Source organism: Streptomyces pseudovenezuelae (genome assembly GCF_029892565.1).
Classification (GTDB): Bacteria; Actinomycetota; Actinomycetes; order Streptomycetales; family Streptomycetaceae; genus Streptomyces; species Streptomyces pseudovenezuelae_A.
The window spans coordinates 12325-30037 of sequence record NZ_JARXVH010000004.1 but is presented as its reverse complement, the minus strand read 5'-3'; the positions used below and the strand labels follow the sequence as shown (position 1 = coordinate 30037).

Sequence of the window (17713 nt, the reverse complement as noted above, 5' to 3'; positions counted from 1 at the left end):
TCCATGGACTCCTTTGAACATCTAGGAGGTGCCCATGGGGGATCGCAAGGAGGCTCGGGACGAGGAGTTCCAGAGCTTTGTCGTCGGCCGCTGGCCGCGGTTGTTGCGGACGGCATTTCTCCTCACGGGGGAGCAGCACGCCGCGGAGGATCTCGTCCAGTCGACGCTCGAACAGGTCTATGTGGCCTGGCGCAGGGTCGGTTCGGCCGATGATCCGGAGGCGTACGTACGGCGCGTGATGATCAACGCGCACGCGCGAAAACACCGCAAGCGCCTCAAGGAGTTCCTCGCGCCCAGGGACGACTCGGGCCTGGCCCGCGAGGTGGCCGACACCGGTGACCGCATCGCCCAGGCGGACGACCGCGGCGCTCTGCTGACGGCTCTGGCCGATCTGCCGCCCCGGCAGCGGGAGGCGGTGGTCCTGCGCTACTGGGAGGACCTCACCGAGACCCAGACCGCAGAGGCGATGGGCTGTTCGGTCGGCGCGGTGAAGAGCAACACGGCCAAGGGGATCGCGAAACTCCGCGCCATACCGGGACTGGCGGACATGGTGACGAGCGGCGAAGGGCGGCGGAAGTGATGAGCGCGGACCGGGAGAGGCACACCATGACGGACAGGGACATCGCCCTCCTGCTGGCCGACGCGGCGGATGGGGCCGAGATCGGTATAGCCCCCACCCAGGCGGTCATCAGGGGCGGGCGCCGACGCCGGGCCCGGCGCTGGGCGATCGCCACGGCGACGGCACTGGCGATCGTCGGCTCCACGGCGACGCTGGCGCTGGCGGGGCTGCCGGACGGGGACGGCCACCAGGTGGCGCCGGCGGCGACACAGCGGGCGACTACGACACCGGACGCGTTCCAGGACGCGCCGCACCGCACCACGCTGGCCACCGGGACCGACCAGGGCAAGAAGTGGAAGGTGTTCATCGACGTCTGGGGTGCGCCGCGCGACGAGGCGGAGGCGCAGGTCCAGTTGACGGCGATGGCCGAGTACGAGGAGTCGGCGCCGGACGTCCGCAAGGCATCCGATCTGGTCGGCAAGGTGGCGTATTTCGTGTACCGCGGCTACGGCGACACGACATCGCCGGTGTTGGAGAACACGGTCGTCGCGTCGGACGCAATGTCGGACACGGACCTCACATCAGGTGCGCTTCCGCTGGTGCCCGGTGCCGGCAACCCCGTGCGGCTGGGCATCGGTTCGGTGGCCAAGACCGCCGAGCGGGTCCTGTGCCACATGAAGGACGGCGACGGCATCTCACTGCTCAAGGCACCCGCGAGCGAGGAGACGGACAACGTCGAGCCGGCGATCCGCTCGGCCGAGGGCTCCCCGTACAACTGGTTCGTGTGCGTGGCGCCGAAGGGCACGGAGTTCGAGTCGGCGGAGGTGACGGCGCTGAGCTGACGCCCCGCGTCACAGCCACCCCTGCTGCCGGGCCTCCCGCATCGCCTCCATCCGGTTGCGGGTGCCGGTCTTGCCGATCGCGGAGGAGAGGTAGTTGCGGACCGTCGACTCGGACAGATGCAGCTTGCCGGCGATGTCCGCGACGGTCGCGCCGTCCACGGAGGCCTTCAGTACGTCGCACTCGCGGGCGGTGAGCGGATTGGGCCCGGCGCTGAGCGCGGCGGCGGCGAGCGCGGGGTCGATCACGGTCTCGCCGGTCAGCACCCGGCGGATCGCGGCGGCGAGCTCCTCCACCGGGCCGTCCTTGACGAGGAAACCGGCGGCTCCCGCCTCCATGGCCCGCCGCAGATAGCCGGGGCGGCCGAAGGTGGTCAGGATCAGGACGCGGCAGTCCGGGGCCTGGTCGCGCAGTTCGGCGGCGGCGTCGAGGCCGCTCATGCCTGGGAGTTCGATGTCGAGCAGCGCGACGTCGGGGCGGTGGATCAGCGCGGTGTCCACGATCACGTCACCGGCGCCCACCTGCGCGACGACCTCGATGTCCGCCTCCAGGCCGAGCAGCAGGGCGAGCGCTCCGCGCATCATGCCCTGGTCCTCGGCGAGCAGCACTCTGATGGACTTGGCGGGCCGGTGATCCTGGGGCATCTCATCCACGGGGCAAGAGTAAGGCCCGAGAAGGCCACCGGCCGTTCCTAAAAACTCGTCCTGGTTCGGCTCCGCGCGTCTTGACGGCTTCCGGCTGCGGGAAAACAATCGCCTCGGCATTCAGCGATCACCCCTGCAATTCCTGCACAGAGTCGATTCCGAAAACTTTCGACATTTCGATCGCGAACAGGTTCGGTATTTCGGTCGAACGGCGTTCGGTATTTCGACAAGGCGTTACCCGCACTGCCCACCCGCACTGCCCCACCAGGAACGGAAGAGGTGCACTGTGTTCCCAAGACTCCCGCGCCCGCGTCCCCGCCCACGGCGACTCAGAAGCGCGGTCCTGGCCGTGCTGTCGGTGTTCGCGACCGTCGTCGCGCTCGCCGTCGGCGTCCCGCAGGCCGAGGCCGCCTCCTCGCTGCCGTGCGACGTCTACGCCGCCGCCGGCACCCCCTGCGTGGCCGCGCACAGTCTCGTCAGGGCGCTCTACTCCTCCTACAACGGCTCGCTCTACCAGGTGCAGCGGGCCTCCGACAGCGGCACCGCGAACATCGGGCTGCTGGCCGCCGGGGGATATGCCAACGCGGCGGCGCAGGACTCGTTCTGCGCTGGTACGACCTGCATCATCACCAAGATCTACGACCAGTCCGCGCGCCACAACGACCTCACGATCGAGGGCGCGGGCGGAGCCGGTGCGGCCGATGTCGGGGCGCCCGCGGACGCGCTGCCGGTGACGGTCGGCGGGCATCAGGTGTACGGCCTGGAGATCTCGGCCGGCATGGGCTACCGCGACAACTCCACCTCGGGCGTGGCCACCAACGGCGCGGCCGAGGGGATGTACATGGTGACGTCCGGCACGCATGTGAACGGCAGCTGCTGCTTCGACTACGGCAACGCCGAGACCAACAACCTGGACACCGGCAACGGGCACATGGACGCCATCAACTTCGGCACCGAGTGCTGGTTCTCGCCCTGCTACGGCCAGGGGCCCTGGGTGCAGGCCGACCTGGAGAACGGGCTGTTCCAGTCGGATGCCGGGTACAGCAAGAACACGGCGAACACCGGCACCGGGGCGATACCGTTCGTCACCGCTTTGCTGAAGAACAACGGCCAGAACCATTTCGCGCTGAAATACGGCAACGCGCAATCCGGCGCTCTCACCACCACGTATTCCGGCGGTGAACCCACGGCCGGTGGCTACTCGCCGATGCACCAGGAGGGCGCGATCGTCCTGGGTACCGGTGGGGACAACAGCAACGGTTCCATCGGCTCGTTCTTCGAGGGCGTCATGACCGCGGGCATCCCGACCGACGCGGCCGACAACTCGGTGCAGGCCAACATCGTCTCCGTCGGCTACGGCGGATCCACCGGCAGCACCGGCACGCTGACCGCCGGCTCGGAGATCTCGCTGCGCGCGACCACCGCGTGCTGCACGGCCGACTACATCCGCCACCAGAACGACGCGGCGACCGTCTCCGCGATCACGTCGAGCAGCTCGGCCCTCGACAAGGGCGATGCCACCTGGATCGTGCGCCGGGGTCTCGCCAACAGCTCCTGCTACTCCTTCGAGTCACGGAACTACCCCGGTGACTTCCTGCGCCACTTCAACTACCAGCTCTACCGACAACCCATGGTCGGCACCACGCAGTTCAGACAGGACGCCACGTTCTGTGCCGGGACCGGGAAGAGCGGCACGGGCACGTCGTTCGCGTCGTACAACTACCCGACCAGATACCTCCGTCACTACAACTTCAACGTCTACATAGCGAGCAACGGCGGGTCGAACGCCTTCGACAGCGCCACCTCGTGGACGGACGACGTCAGCTGGGTGGTCACAGCGCCCTGGGCGCCGTAGCCACCACGTTGGACGTGAAGTCGACCGGTTCCACGGGGAGTTCGGCGGTGACGGTGAAGCCGCCGCGCGGTGACGGGCCGGCCGTCAGGGAGCCGCCCGCCGCCCTGAGGCGTTCCGTGAGGCCCTTGAGACCGGTGCCGCCGATGCCCTCGGCGGGACCGGTCGCGGGGGAGCCGGTGGCCTTGTCGCCGAAGGCGGTGGCAGTGCCCGTGCCGGTGTCAGTGTCGGCGCCGATGCCGTTGTCCGTGACGGTGAGATTGGCGCGGTCGAGGACGCCGCCGATGGTGATCTCGCAGCGGGTCGCGCCGCTGTGCCGGAGGACGTTGGTGACCGCCTCCCGCACCACCCAGCCGAGCAGTACCTCGGTCTGTGGGGTGAGGGGGGCGCCGGAGCGGGTCACGACCGGTTCGATCGCCGCCGCCGACAGTGCCGAGCGGGCCCGGTCCAGCTCGGTGGCCAGGCTGCCCTCGCGGTATCCGGTCACCGCCTCCCGGATCTCGGTCAGCGCCTGGCGGCCGACGGACTCGATGTCGGTGATCTGGGCGAGGGCAGCGTCCATGTCCCGTGCGGCCAGGCGTCGCGCGGCCTCCGACTTCACGACGATCACCGACATGGTGTGCCCGAGCAGGTCGTGCAGGTCGCGGGAGAAGCGCAGGCGTTCCTCCTCGACCGCACGGCGGGCCAACTCCTCGCGGGCGGCGCGCAGTTCGCGTACCGCCTCGGAGAGGGAGAGGATCGCGGCCGTGACCATGGTGGACAGGAAGGTGCCGTAGGCGATGTTGATGGCGTCCCAGCCGGCCCGGAACACGGAGACCGTCGCGGCCAGCGCGGTCAGTCCGAGACCGACCTGGCCGAGCCGCGGGCCCCGCAGTGCCGCGCCGGCGGCGAGGCCGAGCAGCGGGAAGAAGTACAGCCAGCTGCCGCCGTACCCGATGGCGAGACCGCAGGTGACCAGCCCCATCACGGCGAGCGCCACCCGGGTCGAGAGCTCCTCGCGCTTCTCCTTCACGAAGGAACGGAAGGTCACGTAGATGTAGAGGGAGTTGAAGGTGAGCAGGCCCAGGCCGCCAACCCAGGGGTTCGGGGTCTCGCCCTGGAACAGGTTGGAGAACGCGCCCATCCCCATCAGCAGCCACGGCAGCAGGGAGAAGCCGGTCGGCGGCGGGCCCGGGTCCTCGGGCATCGCCTCCCCGTTGCGGCGGGCCTCCTTCTGCGCGGCCTTGAAGGCCTCCATGTCCGCCTTCCACTGGGCCCGCGCGGCCCGCGCCCGGCCCACCTGGCAGGTCACCTCTCGCATCCAGGTCATCTCTCAGCTCCCCGTTCAGACGGTCCGGCCGGACCGGCGGTACGACAGCACAGCGTACGAACCGAAGGCCAGCAGCCAGAGGGTCAGGACCAGAATGGCGCCGAGGGCGGGGGCGTGTCCCTCCGCTACCCCCGTGCCCAGCTGGGCGAAGCGGTACGTGGGGGTGTACGCCGACAGGGTGCGCAGCCAGTCGGGGAACAGGGTGACCGGGAACCACAGGCCGCCGAGGACGGCCAGACCCAGGTTGCAGGCCATGTTGGTCACGCCGGTGGTCTGGCCGGTCAGCCGGTATCCGTTGCCCAGGCCCAGCAGGGTGAAGGGCACCGAGCCCAGCCACAGCAGCAGGGCGACCGTCGCCCACTGCCAGGCGGCCATCCGGACGCCGTTGACCAGACCGCCCGCCGCGAGCACCACGACGATCGCCGGCAGCACGGTCACCGAACCGGTCAGGGTGCGGCCCACCACGACCTGGCGCGGGGTCATCGGGGTCACCCGCAGTTGCCGCAGCCAGCCGATCGCCCGGTCCTCGGCGACCCCGCCGCCGGTGTTCAGGGCGCAGCCGACGGCGCCGTACCCGGCCATGCCGATCATCGAGCCGGTCTTCCAACCGCCGTCGTCCGCACCGAGGTTGGTGAACAGCAGATACATCAGCACCGGCATCCCGATGCCGCCGATCACGAACCCCGCGTCCCGCAGGGTCCGGCGCACTTCGAGCCGCAGATAGTCCAGCATCACGCCACCTCCGTCACGGACGAGGTCGAAGAAGAGGTCGAGGTCGAAGGAGAGGTTGAAGTCGAGGCCGAGGTCGAGGTCAGGGCCAGGAACGCGTCGTCCAGGGAAGCAGGGGCGACCTCCAGGCCGCGGATCGCGCCGAGACCGGCGAGCGCGATCACCGTCGCGTCCGGGTCGTCGGTGCGCAGCCGGGCCCGGTCGCCGCGCACCTCCAGGGAGCGCACACCGGGCAGCAGGTCGAGGCCCGTCGTGTCGCGCCCGGCGAGGTCGAAGGCGACCAGGCCGCCGCCCACCGACCGCTTGAGCTGCTCGCCGGTGCCGTCGGCGACGATCCGGCCGCGGTCGATGACGAGGATGCGGTCGGCGTACGCGTCCGCCTCCTCCAGGTGGTGCGTGGAGAACAGGACCGTGTGGCCGCGGCGCGCGAACACCCGCATCGACGCCCAGAATGCCTGCCGCGCCTCCACGTCCAGGGCGGCGGTCGGCTCGTCAAGGACGATCAGCGAGGGGTTCCCGGCCAGCGCCACGGCGAAGCGGACCCGCTGGGTCTGGCCGCCGGAGAGCCGGTCCACGCGCCGTCCGGCCAGTTCGGTGATGCCGGCCAGCCGCAGGGCCTCGGAGACGGGGAGCGGCGCCGGGTAGCGGCCGGCGACGAAGGCGACCAGTTCACGGACCGTGACCCGGGGCACCGCCCGAGCCTCCTGGAGCATGGCGCCGACCCGCCCGGCTCGCACCGACAGCTCCGGGGGAGCGCCGAAGAGCCGGACGGTGCCCTCGTCGGGCTCGTTCAGGCCGAGCAGCAGCGAGATCGTCGTCGACTTGCCGGCGCCGTTGCGGCCGAGCAGGGCCACGGTCTCGCCGGGGGCGATGTCGAGGTCGATGCCGTCCACGGCGCGGACGGCGCCGAAGGATTTGACGGCCGCGGTGAACCGTACGGCTGGGTCTGTCTGTGCAGCCGCTGTCTGTGCACCAGCGGTTGTACCCGCTGTCTGTTTACCCGTCCCCTGAGTCATGGCTATGACGCTACGAACTCGCCCCCGCCCTCCGGCAGATGCGCTTGTACGGACTCGGGCAGGACAAATGTCACGGCCCGGAACGGGAGGGGGACCGGGAGTCGGCCGGGGCGCGTCCGGCCACCTGACACAGCGTCAGGAGCCTTCACAAGTGCGGTGCGCTGGGCTATACAAGGGGCGCCGGACTGGAACGCGTTCTAGATCGGCCCGTGACGACCTCGGTGCGGCCGACGGTGCGGACGGCCGTACCGGGGTCTCTCCGATTACTCAGGGAGCCGCATTGCCCATCGACGCCGCCAAGGCCCTGGCCGCCGAACCCCGGACCGGCGAGATCACCTGGACCTCGAAGGACGTCCAGCTCTACCACCTCGGCATCGGGGCCGGCCGCCCCGCCACCGACCCCGACGAACTGCGCTACACCCTGGAGTCCCGGCTGCACGTCCTGCCGAGCTTCGCCACCGTCGCCGGCTCCGGCGCGCCCGGCGTGATCAGCGGACTGTCCCTGCCCGGCATCGACGTCGAGCTGGCCAAGGTCCTGCACGGCGGCCAGACGCTGGAGCTGCACCGTCCGATCCCGGCGACGGGCACCGCGACCACCACCGGCCGCATCGCCGCCGTGTACGACAAGGGCAAGGCCGCCGTCCTGGTGATGCGCACCGAAGTCGCCGACGCCGACGGCCCGTTGTGGACCAACGACTCGCAGATCTTCGTACGGGGGGAGGGCGGCTGGGGCGGCGATCGTGGTCCATCGGCTCGTCTCGACCCGCCCTCCGGTGAGCCCGACCGGACCGTCGAGCGCGGCATCCGTGAGGACCAGGCCCTGCTCTACCGGCTCTCCGGCGACTGGAATCCACTGCACGCGGACCCCGAGTTCGCGAAGGTGGCCGGGTTCGAGAGGCCGATCCTGCACGGGCTGTGCACGTACGGCATGACGCTGAAGGCGGTTGTCGACACGCTGCTCGACGGGGATGTGGGCCGGGTCCGGGCGTACAGCACCCGGTTCGCGGGTGTCGTCTATCCCGGCGAGACCCTGCGCATCCGCATGTGGCGGCAGGACGGTTCGGCCCGGGTGGCCGTGAGCGCCGTGGAGCGGGACGACGCGCCCGTCCTCGCCGACACCATCGTCCAACACTCCTGAATCCGGGCCGACTTGACCGCGACGACGACTTGACCGGGACGACTTCGACCGGGCAGACCTGAGGGGAGCCGCACCATGCGCGCAGCCGTACTGCAAGAGATCGGCCAGGACAAACTGGAGGTCCTCGACGACGTCGAGGCGGTGGGCTTCGGGCCCGGCAGGGTGCGGATCCGGGTGCGGGCCACGGGGCTCTGCCACTCGGACCTGTCCGCGATGAGCGGGGTGCTGCCGCAGCCGGCGCCTTTCGTACCCGGGCACGAGGGTGCGGGAGAGATCCTCGAAGTCGGCGAAGGCGTGACCAACTTGAAGGTCGGCGACCGGGTGGTCGTGTGCTGGCTGCCGGCCTGCGGTGTGTGCGCGGCCTGCAAGCGCGGTCAGACCGAGCTGTGTCTGGCCGGGTTCATGAACGCCGGTACCCCCAACTTCCGGCGCCCCACCGGTGACGTCTTCGGCTTCGCGGGGACCGGCACCTTCGCCGAGGAGGTCGTCGTCGACGCGGGCAGCGCGGTGCCGATACCCGACGACGTGCCCTTCGACATCGCCGCGCTGATCGGCTGCGGGGTGACCACCGGGCTCGGCGCGGCCCTCAACACCGCTGATGTGGAGGCCGGTTCGTCGGTCGCGGTGATCGGCTGTGGGGGTGTAGGGATCTCGGCGATCCAGGGCGCCCGGCTCAAGGGCGCCGCCGAGATAGTCGCCGTCGACCCGGTCGCCTCCCGGCGCGAGTCCGCGCTCAAGTTCGGTGCCACCAGGGCCGTTTCGCCCGAGGAACTGCCCGACGCCAAGCAACAGGTCACCGCGGGCGAGGGGTTCGACTACGTCTTCGAGGTCGTCGGCCGCTCCGCCACCGCACGCACCGCCTACGACAACACCCGGCGCGGCGGCAGCCTGATCATCGTCGGCGCGGGCTCCATGGACGACTTCCTCCAACTCAACATGTTCGAGCTGTTCTTCGACGAGAAGCGGATCCTGCCGTCGATGTACGGCGGCGGCGACGTGCTGCGCTCCTACGAGCGGACCATCGCCCTGTGGCGGGCCGGCCGCATCGACCTGGAGGGCCTGATCACGCACCGGGTGCCGCTGGCCGACATCAACGAGGCCCTGGACCAGATGCGTACCGGGACGGCCCTGCGTACGTGCATCGAGATCTGACGGGGGTCGCGGTGTCGCTACCAGACCCGACGGAGGTTCCTGTGCCGCTGCCACAACCGACGGGAGTCCCCGTGTCGTTGCCACTGGAGGGGCTGTCCGCCGTAGTCACCGGCGCAGGTCGTGGGCTCGGGCGGGCCGAGGCGCTGGAACTCGCCCGGCTCGGCGCCGCCGTCGTCGTCAACGACTTCGGTCAGCCGGGCCGGGACGGCTCGGGGGACGCCTCCGCGGGCCCCGCCGAGCAGGTCGCCGCCGAGATCCGCGCGGCGGGCGGCACGGCGCTCGCCCACACCGGGGACGTCGCCGACTTCGCCCAGGCCCGCGCCCTCATCGAGTCGGCCGTCTCCGAGTTCGGCAAGCTGGACGTGCTGGTCAACAACGCGGGCATCCTGCGCGACCGGATGGTCTTCTCGATGACCGAGGGCGAGTGGGACGCGGTGATCCGGGTCCATCTCAAGGGGCACTTCAACACCACCCACTTCGCGTCCGCGCACTGGCGCGAGCGGTCCAAGGCGGCGGGTGCACCGGTGTACGGGCGGATCGTGAACACCTCCTCGGAAGCGTTCCTCGCGGGCTCGGCTGGGCAGCCCAACTACGCGGCCGCGAAAGGCGGAATCGTCGGCCTGACCACCTCCACGGCCCTCGCGCTCGCCAAGTACGGCGTGACGGCCAACGCCATCTGCCCCCGCGCCCGCACCCGGATGACCGAGGACGTCTTCGCCGGCTTAGCCACCCCCGAGGAGGGCCTCGACCCGCTCGCCCCCGAGCATGTCGCCCCGCTCGTCGGCTACTTGGCCTCGCCCGCCGCGGCCCGCGTCAACGGCCAACTGCTGGTGGTGCACGGCGGCATGGTGGCGATCGTGGAACGCCCGCACGTCCAGGCGAAGTTCGACAGCAAGCAGGACATCTTCAGCTACGACGAACTCGACGCCCTGCTCACCCCGCACTACGCGGACCGGCCGACGGGGGAGACGTTCGCGGCGGCGGAGGTACTGGGGCTCAAACGGACCGACACGGCGGACTGACAGGGCGGACTGACAGGGCGGGCTCACACGAAGGGCCGGCACCAACAGGTAGGCGCACGAAAGGGGGTGACCCGTGCACCGGGCCACCCCCTTCATCTACGTGCCGTCAGGCCACCTATTCGCCCGACTCCGGCTTGCGGTGTCGGCCGCGAGGGGCCGTGTCGCCGTCCTGGGCCGAGACCGGCCCCCGGTGTCGGCCCTGCCCGTTGTCCTCGTGGGTATCGGCGGTCAGCGGCTGCATCGTGCTTGCGTCGCTCATCGGAAGGTTCACCCCGTCAACATGATCTTTCTAACAGCCCGGCGAGTTTATCCAGCACACCTGACCTCGGATCCACAAGGGCGCGCCAACCGGCACTAGTTCGTTACAAGACGCGCCAACGGCGCCTTCCCCAGCGGCACCGGACGCGGCACGGCGGGCACCGGGGGATCCGGCTGCGACGACCCGTCGGCGGCCGAGGACGAACTTCCCGACGCCGCCTGTACGGCCGTACCGCCCCGATCCGAATCCCCCGGGCCCGCGCCCCCAGCGCCCCACGAGCCCCCCGCCATCCCCGCATCCCCCGATTCCCCCGCGTCCCCCGTCTCCCCCCAGGGCACCGCCACCCGCGCCACTCCGCACGGCACCTCGGCCGTGGTGTAGGGCAGTTGGAGCACCCCGTCCCTGGACCACAACCCGGTGCCCGCCAACCACCCCTCGGGCGCCGGGAGATGGAGCATCCGCCGACCGGACGGCCGCCATACGCCGACCCAGCTGCCGACCGGCCCGTCCACCCGCAGCGCCACCGCGCAGCTCTCCGGCAGCAGCACCTGCCCCGGCTGGATCGCGAACGGCGTCACCGCGCAGTCCGGCAGTCGCAGGCTCTCCGGGAAGCGCACCGGCAGCGTGCTGCCCAACACCCCCCAGCCCAGCCGGTCCTCGCCCGGCGACGGCGCGTCGGAGCGGATCAGCAGCAGCCCGCTGTCCGGGTCGGCGAGCAGCAGCCGGTCGTCGCTGCCGGCTGCGATCTGCAGCAGCGGCGAGACCTCGCCGGCCCGCTCCAGGTCCACGACGATCGCCTTGGTGCAGCCGCCGACCTCCCGGTCCAGGGCGAGCATCCGACCCGTGCGGTCCAGCCACACCCCGCCCGAGCAGCGCCCCGGGATCTCCGCCACGTGCTCGGGCCCGAAGGAGCCGCCCGCCACCAGCCACAGCGTGCTGGCGCGCCGGCCCACGGCGAGGGCGTACGCCTTCCCGCCGCCCGGCGCGGGCGGCACCAGCCGCAGCCGGGTGTCCTCGTCCGGGCACTCGACCCCGCCGATCAGCACCTCGCCGGTGCCGGGCCCGGTCGGGTACAGCAGCGTGAAGACGTGCCGCCCGTCCACCAGGCGCCGGATCAGGACCCGCCCGTCGCTCATCGGCTGCACCTCGGTGCCGGGCTCCTCCGGCTGGTTGCCGGGCAGCGGGACGGCGTACGGCTCGGGGCCGTCCAGGGTCCAGCGCTCCGGGAACCAGGAGCCGCCGTCGAACGCGAGGCGGGCCGCGTAGGCACCGTCCGCGCTGATCGTGCACTCCACCTGCGGAGCCCCCTCCTCAGGGGTCGTCTCCTCAGGGGTCGTCCCGGGTTCGATCGCACAGGCCGTCATCGTCTGGTCACCTCCGGCCACGAAGCTAGTTTTCGTACGCACGGACGTGGGACCACCAGGCACCCTCTTCACACATAAGGGTGGCCCAGGAACGATTCGCCTGAGGAAACGGTGGCGGATGTGCTGAGCGGGGCCCAGGGGAGAGCCCGGGCGTCTCCATCGGTTCAGTACCGGACGTCTCCGTCGGTTCAGTGCCACAGATCAGCCAGGTAGCCTTTGACCGTGCCCCGTCTGTCTGAAGTCATCGCCGCGCTGGACGCTCTGTGGCCCGCCGCGCGGGCCGAGTCCTGGGACGCGGTCGGCACGGTCGTGGGCGACCCCGAGCAGGAGGTCACCCGGGTCCTGTTCGCCGTGGACCCCGTCCAGGAGATCGTCGACGAGGCGGTGAAGCTGGGCGCCGACCTGCTGGTCACCCACCACCCGCTCTACCTCCGCGGTACGACGACGGTGGCGGCCACCCACTTCAAGGGCCGGGTCGTGCACACGCTGATCAAGAACGACATCGCGCTGCACGTCGCCCACACCAACGCCGACACCGCCGACCCCGGCGTCTCCGACGCGCTCGCCGGCGCCCTGGACCTGCGGGTCCTACGACCCCTCGTACCGGACCCGACCGATCCGGCGGGCCGCCGGGGCCTGGGCCGGATCGGCGAACTGGACCACCCGCTGCCGCTCCGCGAGTTCGCCGCCCGCGCCGCCGAACGGCTGCCCGCCACCGCGCAGGGCATCCGCGTCGCTGGCGACCCCGAGGCCACCATCCGCACGGTCGCCGTCAGCGGCGGCTCCGGCGACAGCCTCTTCGACCAGGTCCGCGCGGCCGGCGTCGACGCCTTCCTCACCGCGGACCTGCGCCACCACCCGGCCTCCGAAGCGGTGGCCCAAAGCCCCCTCGCGCTGCTCGACGCGGCGCACTGGGCCACCGAGTGGCCCTGGTGCGAGCTGGCCGCAGCCCAGCTCGACCAGATCTCCGACCGCCACGGCTGGGACCTGCGCGTCCACGTCTCGCCGACGGTCACCGACCCCTGGACCGCCCACGCGGCGTCCAACCCGACGCACACCCCTGGAGCCCCCAACTGAACGCCGCGCCCGCCGACCAGATCCGACTCCTCGAAGTCCAGGCCCTCGACGTCCGCCTCCAGCAGCTCGCGCACCGCCGCCGCTCGCTGCCCGAGCACGCCGAGATCGACGCGCTGACCAAGGACGCCACCCAGCTGCGCGACCTCCTGGTCGCCGCGCAGACCGAGGAGAGCGACACCACCCGCGAGCAGACCAAGGCCGAGCAGGACGTGGACCAGGTGCGCCAGCGCGCCGTCCGCGACCAGCATCGCCTGGACTCCGGTGCCGCCACCTCGCCCAAGGACCTGGAGAACCTCCAGCGCGAGATCGTCTCCCTCGCCAAGCGCCAGGGCGACCTGGAGGACGTCGTCCTGGAGGTCATGGAGCGCATCGAGTCCGTCCAGGAGCGGATCGCCGAGCTCACCGAGCGGGTCTCCTCCGTCCAGTCGAAGATCGACGACGCGACCGCGCGCCGCGGTGCCGCGCTCTCGGAGATCGACGGCGAGGTCGCCACGGTGACCAAGGAGCGCGCGGTCATCGCGGCCACCATCCCCGCCGACCTCCTGAAGCTCTACGACAAGCTCCGCGAGCAGCAGGGCGGCATCGGCGCGGCCAAGCTGTACCAGCGCAGCTGCCAGGGCTGCCGCCAGGAGCTGTCCATCACCGACATCAACGAGATCCGCGCCGCCGCCCCCGACACCGTGGTGCGCTGCGAGAACTGCCGCCGCATCCTGGTCCGCACCTCCGAGTCCGGTCTCTAAGGAGCAAGCGCCGTGCGGGAGTTCATCGTCGAGGCCGACGGCGGCTCACGGGGCAACCCGGGGCCGGCGGGCTACGGTTCCGTGGTGCTGGATGCCGCGACGGGCGAGACGTTGATGGAGGCCGCGGAATACATCGGGGTCGCCACGAACAACGTGGCCGAGTACCGAGGGTTGTTGGCGGGTCTGAGGGCGGCCTACGCCCTCGACCCCTCCGCCTCCGTCCACGTCCGCATGGACTCCAAGCTCGTCGTCGAGCAGATGTCGGGCCGCTGGAAGATCAAACACCCGGACATGAAGCCGCTGGCGGCGGAGGCGGCGGGGATCTTCCCGCCGGACCGGGTGACGTACGAGTGGATCCCCCGAGAGCAGAACAAGCACGCGGACCGGCTCGCCAACGAGGCGATGGATGCGGGGAAGCGGGGCGAACAGTGGTCGGCGGAGGCTTCTACGGCGGAGCTGGACGCGGGGCAGAAGAGCGAACGGTGGTCGGCGGGGGCTCCTACGGCGGAGCTGGACGCGGGCCAGAGGGGCGAACGGTGGTCGGCCGTGACGTCCGGGGCGCAGTCGGACGTGCCTTTTAAGGGGCGCGGGGAACTGCGCGACCAGCCCCCACCGGCCGCCACTGTGGCGACGACCGACAAGACCACGGTCGACACCCGCGCCGCGCGCAACGTATCGGCGGCACCGAAACCCACAGTCGGCTGGGGCTCGTCCCCCGACATGGGCGCCCCCGCCACCTTCGTACTGCTCCGGCACGGCGAAACCCCGCTAACTCCCCAAAAGCGCTTCTCCGGCAGCGGCGGCACCGACCCGTCCCTGTCCGAGGTCGGCCGCGACCAGGCCGAGAGAGCGGGCGCCGCCTTGGCAAGACGCGGCACGATCCAGGCCATCGTCGCGTCCCCCCTGACCCGCACTCGCGAAACCGCAGCCATCGTCGCCGCCCACCTCGGCCTGGAGGTGACCATCGACGAAGGCCTACGCGAAACGGACTTCGGCGCCTGGGAGGGCCTGACCTTCGGTGAGGTCCGCGAACGCCACCCGGAAGACCTGACAGCCTGGTTGGCCGACCCAGAGGCCCAACCCACCGGCGGCGGCGAGAGCTTCGCAGAAACCGGCACCCGAATCGCCGCCACCCGCGACAAGTTGGTCGCGGCCTACGCGGGCCGCACGGTCCTACTCGTCAGCCACGTCACACCGATCAAGACCTTCGTACGCCTCGCCCTGGGCGCCCCGCCCGAGGCCCTGTTCCGCATGGAACTCTCGGCGGCGGCCCTCTCGGCGGTGGCGTACTTCGCGGACGGCAACGCGAGCGTACGGCTCTTCAACGACACCTCTCACCTGCGCTGAGCGGCACGGGCGCGCAGGATCTCCGCCGTCCGTGCGTCCGCCGGCAGGAACGCCTCCAGTTGCAACTCGGCGAGAGTGACGTCGACGGCGGTGGCGAACGACGTCAAGGTCGTCAGCAGCCGCAACTCGCCCTCGGCACATCGCAGTCGAAGAGGTACGGCGAAGCCGAGGTAGTCGTCGTCGGACCCACCCGACGGCGGTACATACCCGGCCAACTCCGTCGCCAGCTCGTCCAGCGACGGGTCGGCGCTGCGAGCCGCCCGCGCCCGCAGGTTCTCCACGATGTGGCGCCCCCATGCATCCAGGTTGATCACCCGCGGCGCCGTCCCGCGCGGATGCAGCGCCAGCCGCAGGACGTTGACCGGCGGCTTCAGCAGCTCCGCCGCCGCGCCCTCGGTGAGCACGTCGAACGCCTCGTTCGCCGCGACGAGTTCACCGCGCGGGCCGGCGACGAGCGCCGGATACGGCTGATGCCCTTCCAGGATGCCGTCCAACGCCTCGCGCACCGGCCCCAGTTCGACCGCGTCCAACGGTGACTCGGGGAACGCGGGCGCGTAACCCGCCGCGAGCAACAGCGTGTTGCGCTCCCGCAGGGTCAACCCCAGCGACTCGGCCAACCGCAGCACGACCGCCCGCCCCGGCACCGAGCGCCCCCGCTCGATGAAACTGACGTACCGCTGAGTGGTCCCGGCCCGCGAGGCCAGCTCCAGCTGACTGACCCGGCGCGCGGTGCGCCAACGCAGCAACTCGCGGGCGAAGGGGGGTGGTTGTCCCACAGTGGTCATGTGGTCAGTTGTACGGGACGGGTACGACACCCAGAGGCAGTGAGAGACAGCCAGAGCCGGCGAGCCCCTAGCCCTACCGAACCCCGCGGCGCCCATACCCCGCAGGGAATTGAGCGCCCCACCCGGGACAACCAGCATGACGACATGCGCACTTACCACCTGGAAACCCTGGGTTCCCTCGACGGCATCGTCGCCCGCGACACCGCCCGTCACCCCGAACCCGGCCCCCGCGACCTCGTCGTCCGGATGCGCGCGGCCTCGCTCAACCGACGAGATCTGCTGATCCTGAACGGGAGTTACCCGCTGAAGGCCGTCGCCGATGTCGTCCCGCTCAGTGACGGCGCGGGCGAGGTCGTCGCCGTCGGGGACGAGGTCACGCGGTTCTCCGTCGGCGACCGGGTGACCAGTACGTACTTCCCGCGCTGGCTCGGCGGCCGGATCACCCCGGCCCTGATCGACCAACCCGGCGTCACCCTCCCCGGCATGCTCGCCGAGTACGTCCGCCTCGACCAGGACGCGGCCGTCGCCGTACCCGGTCACCTGACCTGGGAGGAGGCGGCCTGTCTGCCCTGCGCCGGCGTCACGGCCTGGAACGCGGTGACCGGCGGCGCCGAACCGGTGCTCCCCGGTGAGACGGTCCTGACCCTCGGCACGGGCGCCCTCGCGCTCTTCGCCGTATCGTTCGCGAAGGCCCTCGGCGCCGAGGTCGTCGCCACCACGTCCGCTCCGGCCAAGGCGGAGCGCCTCAAGGCCCTGGGCGCGGACCACGTCGTCAACTACGTCGAGAATCCCGGCTGGTGGCGGGACGTCCGCGAACTAACCGGCGGACGCGGCGCCGACCTCGTCGTGGAAACCGGCGGCCCGGAGACCGTCGAGCAGTCGGTGCGCGCCGCCGCGCTCTACGGCCGTATCGCCCTGATCGCCGCCAACAGCCCGCACCGGACGTCCATGGAGATCAGCACCGACGCGCTCGGATCCGCCCTGGTCACCCTGCGGCGCATCTTCGTCGGCAGCCGTGCCCACTTCGAGCGGATGAACCGTGCGATCACCCTGCATGCCGTCCGCCCGCCCGTGGACCGGGTCTTCGGCTTCGGCCACGACGAGGTGCGCAAGGCGTACACCTACTACGCGACCGGCGCCGCCTTCGGCAAGGTCGTCATCCGGATCGCCTGAGCCCCGCCGCCTCCCGCGCCAGCGACTCGATCCGCCCCCAGTCCCCGGCGGTCACGGCATCCGCGGGAATCATCCAAGTCCCGCCCACACACCCGACGTTGGACAGCTCCAAATACTCCGCCGCGTTCGCCGCCCCGATCCCGCCCGTCGGACAGAACCGCGCCTGCGGCAACGGCCCCGCAAGCGACTTCAGATACGCCGTCCCACCCGCCGCCTCCGCCGGGAAGAACTTCATCTCCCGCACCCCGCGCTCCAACAGCGCCACGACCTCCGACGTCGTCGACACCCCCGGCAGATACGCCACCCCGGACCCCCGCATAGCCTCCAGCAGTACGTCCGTCCAGCCCGGGCTGACCAGAAAACGCGCCCCCGCCGCCACCGACTCCCGCACCTGCGCCGGAGTGATGACGGTCCCGGCCCCGACCACCGCGTCCGGCACCGCACCGGCGATCGCCCGTATCGCGTCCAGCGCGACCGGCGTCCGCAACGTCACCTCGATCGCAGGCAGCCCACCGGCGACCAGCGCCCGAGCGAGCGGAACGGCATCGGCGACGTCATCGAGGACGACAACGGGGACGACGGGGGCAAGGTCCAGTACAGACGTGGGCATGCCGCTCATCCTGCCGGGGTGATGCAGGGTGCGCAAAGGGTGTTGCGCATACTGCAACGCGACCTGGCCTTCTGACGCCCGGCAACGCCTACTGGCC

At 71.1% G+C, this 17713-nt stretch carries 18 protein-coding genes; 10 read left to right on the top strand and 8 right to left on the bottom strand.

All coding sequences use genetic code 11. The features are described 5' to 3' along the window. The first annotated feature begins 34 nt into the window (after positions 1-34). Both M2283_RS12925 and M2283_RS12920 read left to right on the top strand, forming a co-directional pair. Positions 35-580: a SigE family RNA polymerase sigma factor gene (locus tag M2283_RS12925; RefSeq protein ID WP_280876312.1), complete on the top strand. Its 546-nt coding sequence runs from the start codon at positions 35-37 to the stop codon at positions 578-580. A 26-nt stretch (positions 581-606) separates the two neighbouring features. Next, complete coding sequence (locus M2283_RS12920) at positions 607-1401, top strand: hypothetical protein (protein WP_280876311.1); 795 nt, start codon at positions 607-609, stop codon at positions 1399-1401. A 9-nt stretch (positions 1402-1410) separates the two neighbouring features. Here M2283_RS12920 and M2283_RS12915 read toward each other — a convergent pair whose 3' ends face one another. Continuing rightward, positions 1411-2043 carry a response regulator transcription factor gene (locus M2283_RS12915; protein ID WP_280876953.1) on the bottom strand — a complete coding sequence of 211 codons (633 nt, stop codon included), beginning with the start codon at positions 2041-2043 and terminating at the stop codon, positions 1411-1413. A 286-nt stretch (positions 2044-2329) separates the two neighbouring features. Between M2283_RS12915 and M2283_RS12910 the strand changes: the two genes are divergently transcribed. After that, positions 2330-3898 carry an alpha-L-arabinofuranosidase B gene (locus tag M2283_RS12910; RefSeq protein ID WP_280876310.1) on the top strand — a complete coding sequence of 523 codons (1569 nt, stop codon included), beginning with the start codon at positions 2330-2332 and terminating at the stop codon, positions 3896-3898. Here M2283_RS12910 and M2283_RS12905 read toward each other — a convergent pair. From M2283_RS12905 to M2283_RS12895, 3 genes are read right to left on the bottom strand one after another with little or no spacing between them, the layout of a single operon-like run. Next, positions 3876-5204: a sensor histidine kinase gene (locus tag M2283_RS12905; RefSeq protein WP_280876309.1), complete on the bottom strand. Its 1329-nt coding sequence runs from the start codon at positions 5202-5204 to the stop codon at positions 3876-3878. The two genes, M2283_RS12910 and M2283_RS12905, sit on opposite strands and share 23 nt — an antisense overlap. A 15-nt stretch (positions 5205-5219) precedes the next feature. Beyond that, the gene (locus M2283_RS12900) at positions 5220-5936 is read right to left on the bottom strand and encodes an ABC transporter permease (RefSeq protein WP_280876308.1); all 717 of its coding nucleotides are present in this window, start codon (positions 5934-5936) and stop codon (positions 5220-5222) included. After that, entirely contained in the window at positions 5936-6826 is an 891-nt protein-coding gene (locus M2283_RS12895; protein ID WP_280876307.1) for an ABC transporter ATP-binding protein, read from the bottom strand. Before M2283_RS12895 ends, M2283_RS12900 begins: the two co-directional genes overlap by 1 nt. 403 nt (positions 6827-7229) lie before the next feature. Here M2283_RS12895 and M2283_RS12890 point away from each other — a divergent pair, with 403 nt between their 5' ends. The 3 genes from M2283_RS12890 to M2283_RS12880 all read left to right on the top strand — a co-directional run bounded on the left by M2283_RS12890 (position 7230) and on the right by M2283_RS12880 (position 10261). Further along, on the top strand, positions 7230-8087 hold the full coding sequence (locus tag M2283_RS12890; RefSeq protein WP_280876306.1) for a MaoC/PaaZ C-terminal domain-containing protein: 858 nt from the start codon (positions 7230-7232) through the stop codon (positions 8085-8087). 75 nt (positions 8088-8162) lie between these two features. Further along, entirely contained in the window at positions 8163-9239 is a 1077-nt protein-coding gene (locus M2283_RS12885) for a Zn-dependent alcohol dehydrogenase (RefSeq protein WP_280876305.1), read from the top strand. Positions 9240-9310: 71 nt separating this feature from the next. Beyond that, positions 9311-10261 carry a 3-oxoacyl-ACP reductase gene (locus tag M2283_RS12880; protein ID WP_280876304.1) on the top strand — a complete coding sequence of 317 codons (951 nt, stop codon included), beginning with the start codon at positions 9311-9313 and terminating at the stop codon, positions 10259-10261. Positions 10262-10376: 115 nt separating this feature from the next. Here M2283_RS12880 and M2283_RS12875 read toward each other — a convergent pair whose 3' ends face one another. Continuing rightward, positions 10377-10520, bottom strand: a complete 144-nt coding sequence (locus M2283_RS12875; RefSeq protein WP_280876303.1) for a hypothetical protein — start codon at positions 10518-10520, stop codon at positions 10377-10379. A 95-nt stretch (positions 10521-10615) separates the two neighbouring features. Further along, positions 10616-11884: a hypothetical protein gene (locus M2283_RS12870; RefSeq protein ID WP_280876952.1), complete on the bottom strand. Its 1269-nt coding sequence runs from the start codon at positions 11882-11884 to the stop codon at positions 10616-10618. A gap of 222 nt (positions 11885-12106) precedes the next feature. Here M2283_RS12870 and M2283_RS12865 point away from each other — a divergent pair, with 222 nt between their 5' ends. From M2283_RS12865 to M2283_RS12855, 3 genes are read left to right on the top strand one after another with little or no spacing between them, the layout of a single operon-like run. Further along, positions 12107-12961, top strand: a complete 855-nt coding sequence (locus M2283_RS12865; RefSeq protein WP_280876302.1) for a Nif3-like dinuclear metal center hexameric protein — start codon at positions 12107-12109, stop codon at positions 12959-12961. Beyond that, positions 12958-13701, top strand: coding sequence for a zinc ribbon domain-containing protein (locus M2283_RS12860; protein WP_280876951.1), 744 nt, complete (start codon positions 12958-12960; stop codon positions 13699-13701). The genes M2283_RS12865 and M2283_RS12860 overlap by 4 nt, the downstream gene beginning before the upstream one ends. Positions 13702-13713: 12 nt before the next feature. Further along, positions 13714-15048, top strand: a complete 1335-nt coding sequence (locus tag M2283_RS12855; protein ID WP_280876301.1) for a bifunctional RNase H/acid phosphatase — start codon at positions 13714-13716, stop codon at positions 15046-15048. Here the strand turns inward: M2283_RS12855 and M2283_RS12850 are convergent. Continuing rightward, on the bottom strand, positions 15036-15833 hold the full coding sequence (locus tag M2283_RS12850; protein WP_280876300.1) for a helix-turn-helix domain-containing protein: 798 nt from the start codon (positions 15831-15833) through the stop codon (positions 15036-15038). The genes M2283_RS12855 and M2283_RS12850 overlap by 13 nt on opposite strands. 144 nt (positions 15834-15977) lie before the next feature. Between M2283_RS12850 and M2283_RS12845 the strand changes: the two genes are divergently transcribed. Then, the gene (locus M2283_RS12845) at positions 15978-17006 is read left to right on the top strand and encodes a zinc-dependent alcohol dehydrogenase family protein (protein ID WP_280876299.1); all 1029 of its coding nucleotides are present in this window, start codon (positions 15978-15980) and stop codon (positions 17004-17006) included. Here M2283_RS12845 and eda read toward each other — a convergent pair. Next, complete coding sequence (eda, locus tag M2283_RS12840; RefSeq protein ID WP_280876298.1) at positions 16990-17616, bottom strand: bifunctional 4-hydroxy-2-oxoglutarate aldolase/2-dehydro-3-deoxy-phosphogluconate aldolase; 627 nt, start codon at positions 17614-17616, stop codon at positions 16990-16992. The two genes, M2283_RS12845 and eda, sit on opposite strands and share 17 nt — an antisense overlap. Between the last annotated feature and the right edge of the window lie 97 nt (positions 17617-17713).

Coding starts and splice junctions, on each gene's coding strand:
- M2283_RS12850 (WP_280876300.1), bottom strand. CDS start 15,833: ATGACCACTGTGGGACAACCACCCCCCTTCGCCCGCGAGTTGCTGCGT.
- M2283_RS12925 (WP_280876312.1), top strand. CDS start 35: ATGGGGGATCGCAAGGAGGCTCGGGACGAGGAGTTCCAGAGCTTTGTC.
- M2283_RS12845 (WP_280876299.1), top strand. CDS start 15,978: ATGCGCACTTACCACCTGGAAACCCTGGGTTCCCTCGACGGCATCGTC.
- M2283_RS12905 (WP_280876309.1), bottom strand. CDS start 5,204: ATGACCTGGATGCGAGAGGTGACCTGCCAGGTGGGCCGGGCGCGGGCC.
- M2283_RS12885 (WP_280876305.1), top strand. CDS start 8,163: ATGCGCGCAGCCGTACTGCAAGAGATCGGCCAGGACAAACTGGAGGTC.
- M2283_RS12870 (WP_280876952.1), bottom strand. CDS start 11,884: ATGACGGCCTGTGCGATCGAACCCGGGACGACCCCTGAGGAGACGACC.
- M2283_RS12875 (WP_280876303.1), bottom strand. CDS start 10,520: ATGAGCGACGCAAGCACGATGCAGCCGCTGACCGCCGATACCCACGAG.
- M2283_RS12915 (WP_280876953.1), bottom strand. CDS start 2,043: ATGCCCCAGGATCACCGGCCCGCCAAGTCCATCAGAGTGCTGCTCGCC.
- M2283_RS12900 (WP_280876308.1), bottom strand. CDS start 5,936: ATGCTGGACTATCTGCGGCTCGAAGTGCGCCGGACCCTGCGGGACGCG.
- M2283_RS12920 (WP_280876311.1), top strand. CDS start 607: ATGACGGACAGGGACATCGCCCTCCTGCTGGCCGACGCGGCGGATGGG.
- eda (WP_280876298.1), bottom strand. CDS start 17,616: ATGCCCACGTCTGTACTGGACCTTGCCCCCGTCGTCCCCGTTGTCGTC.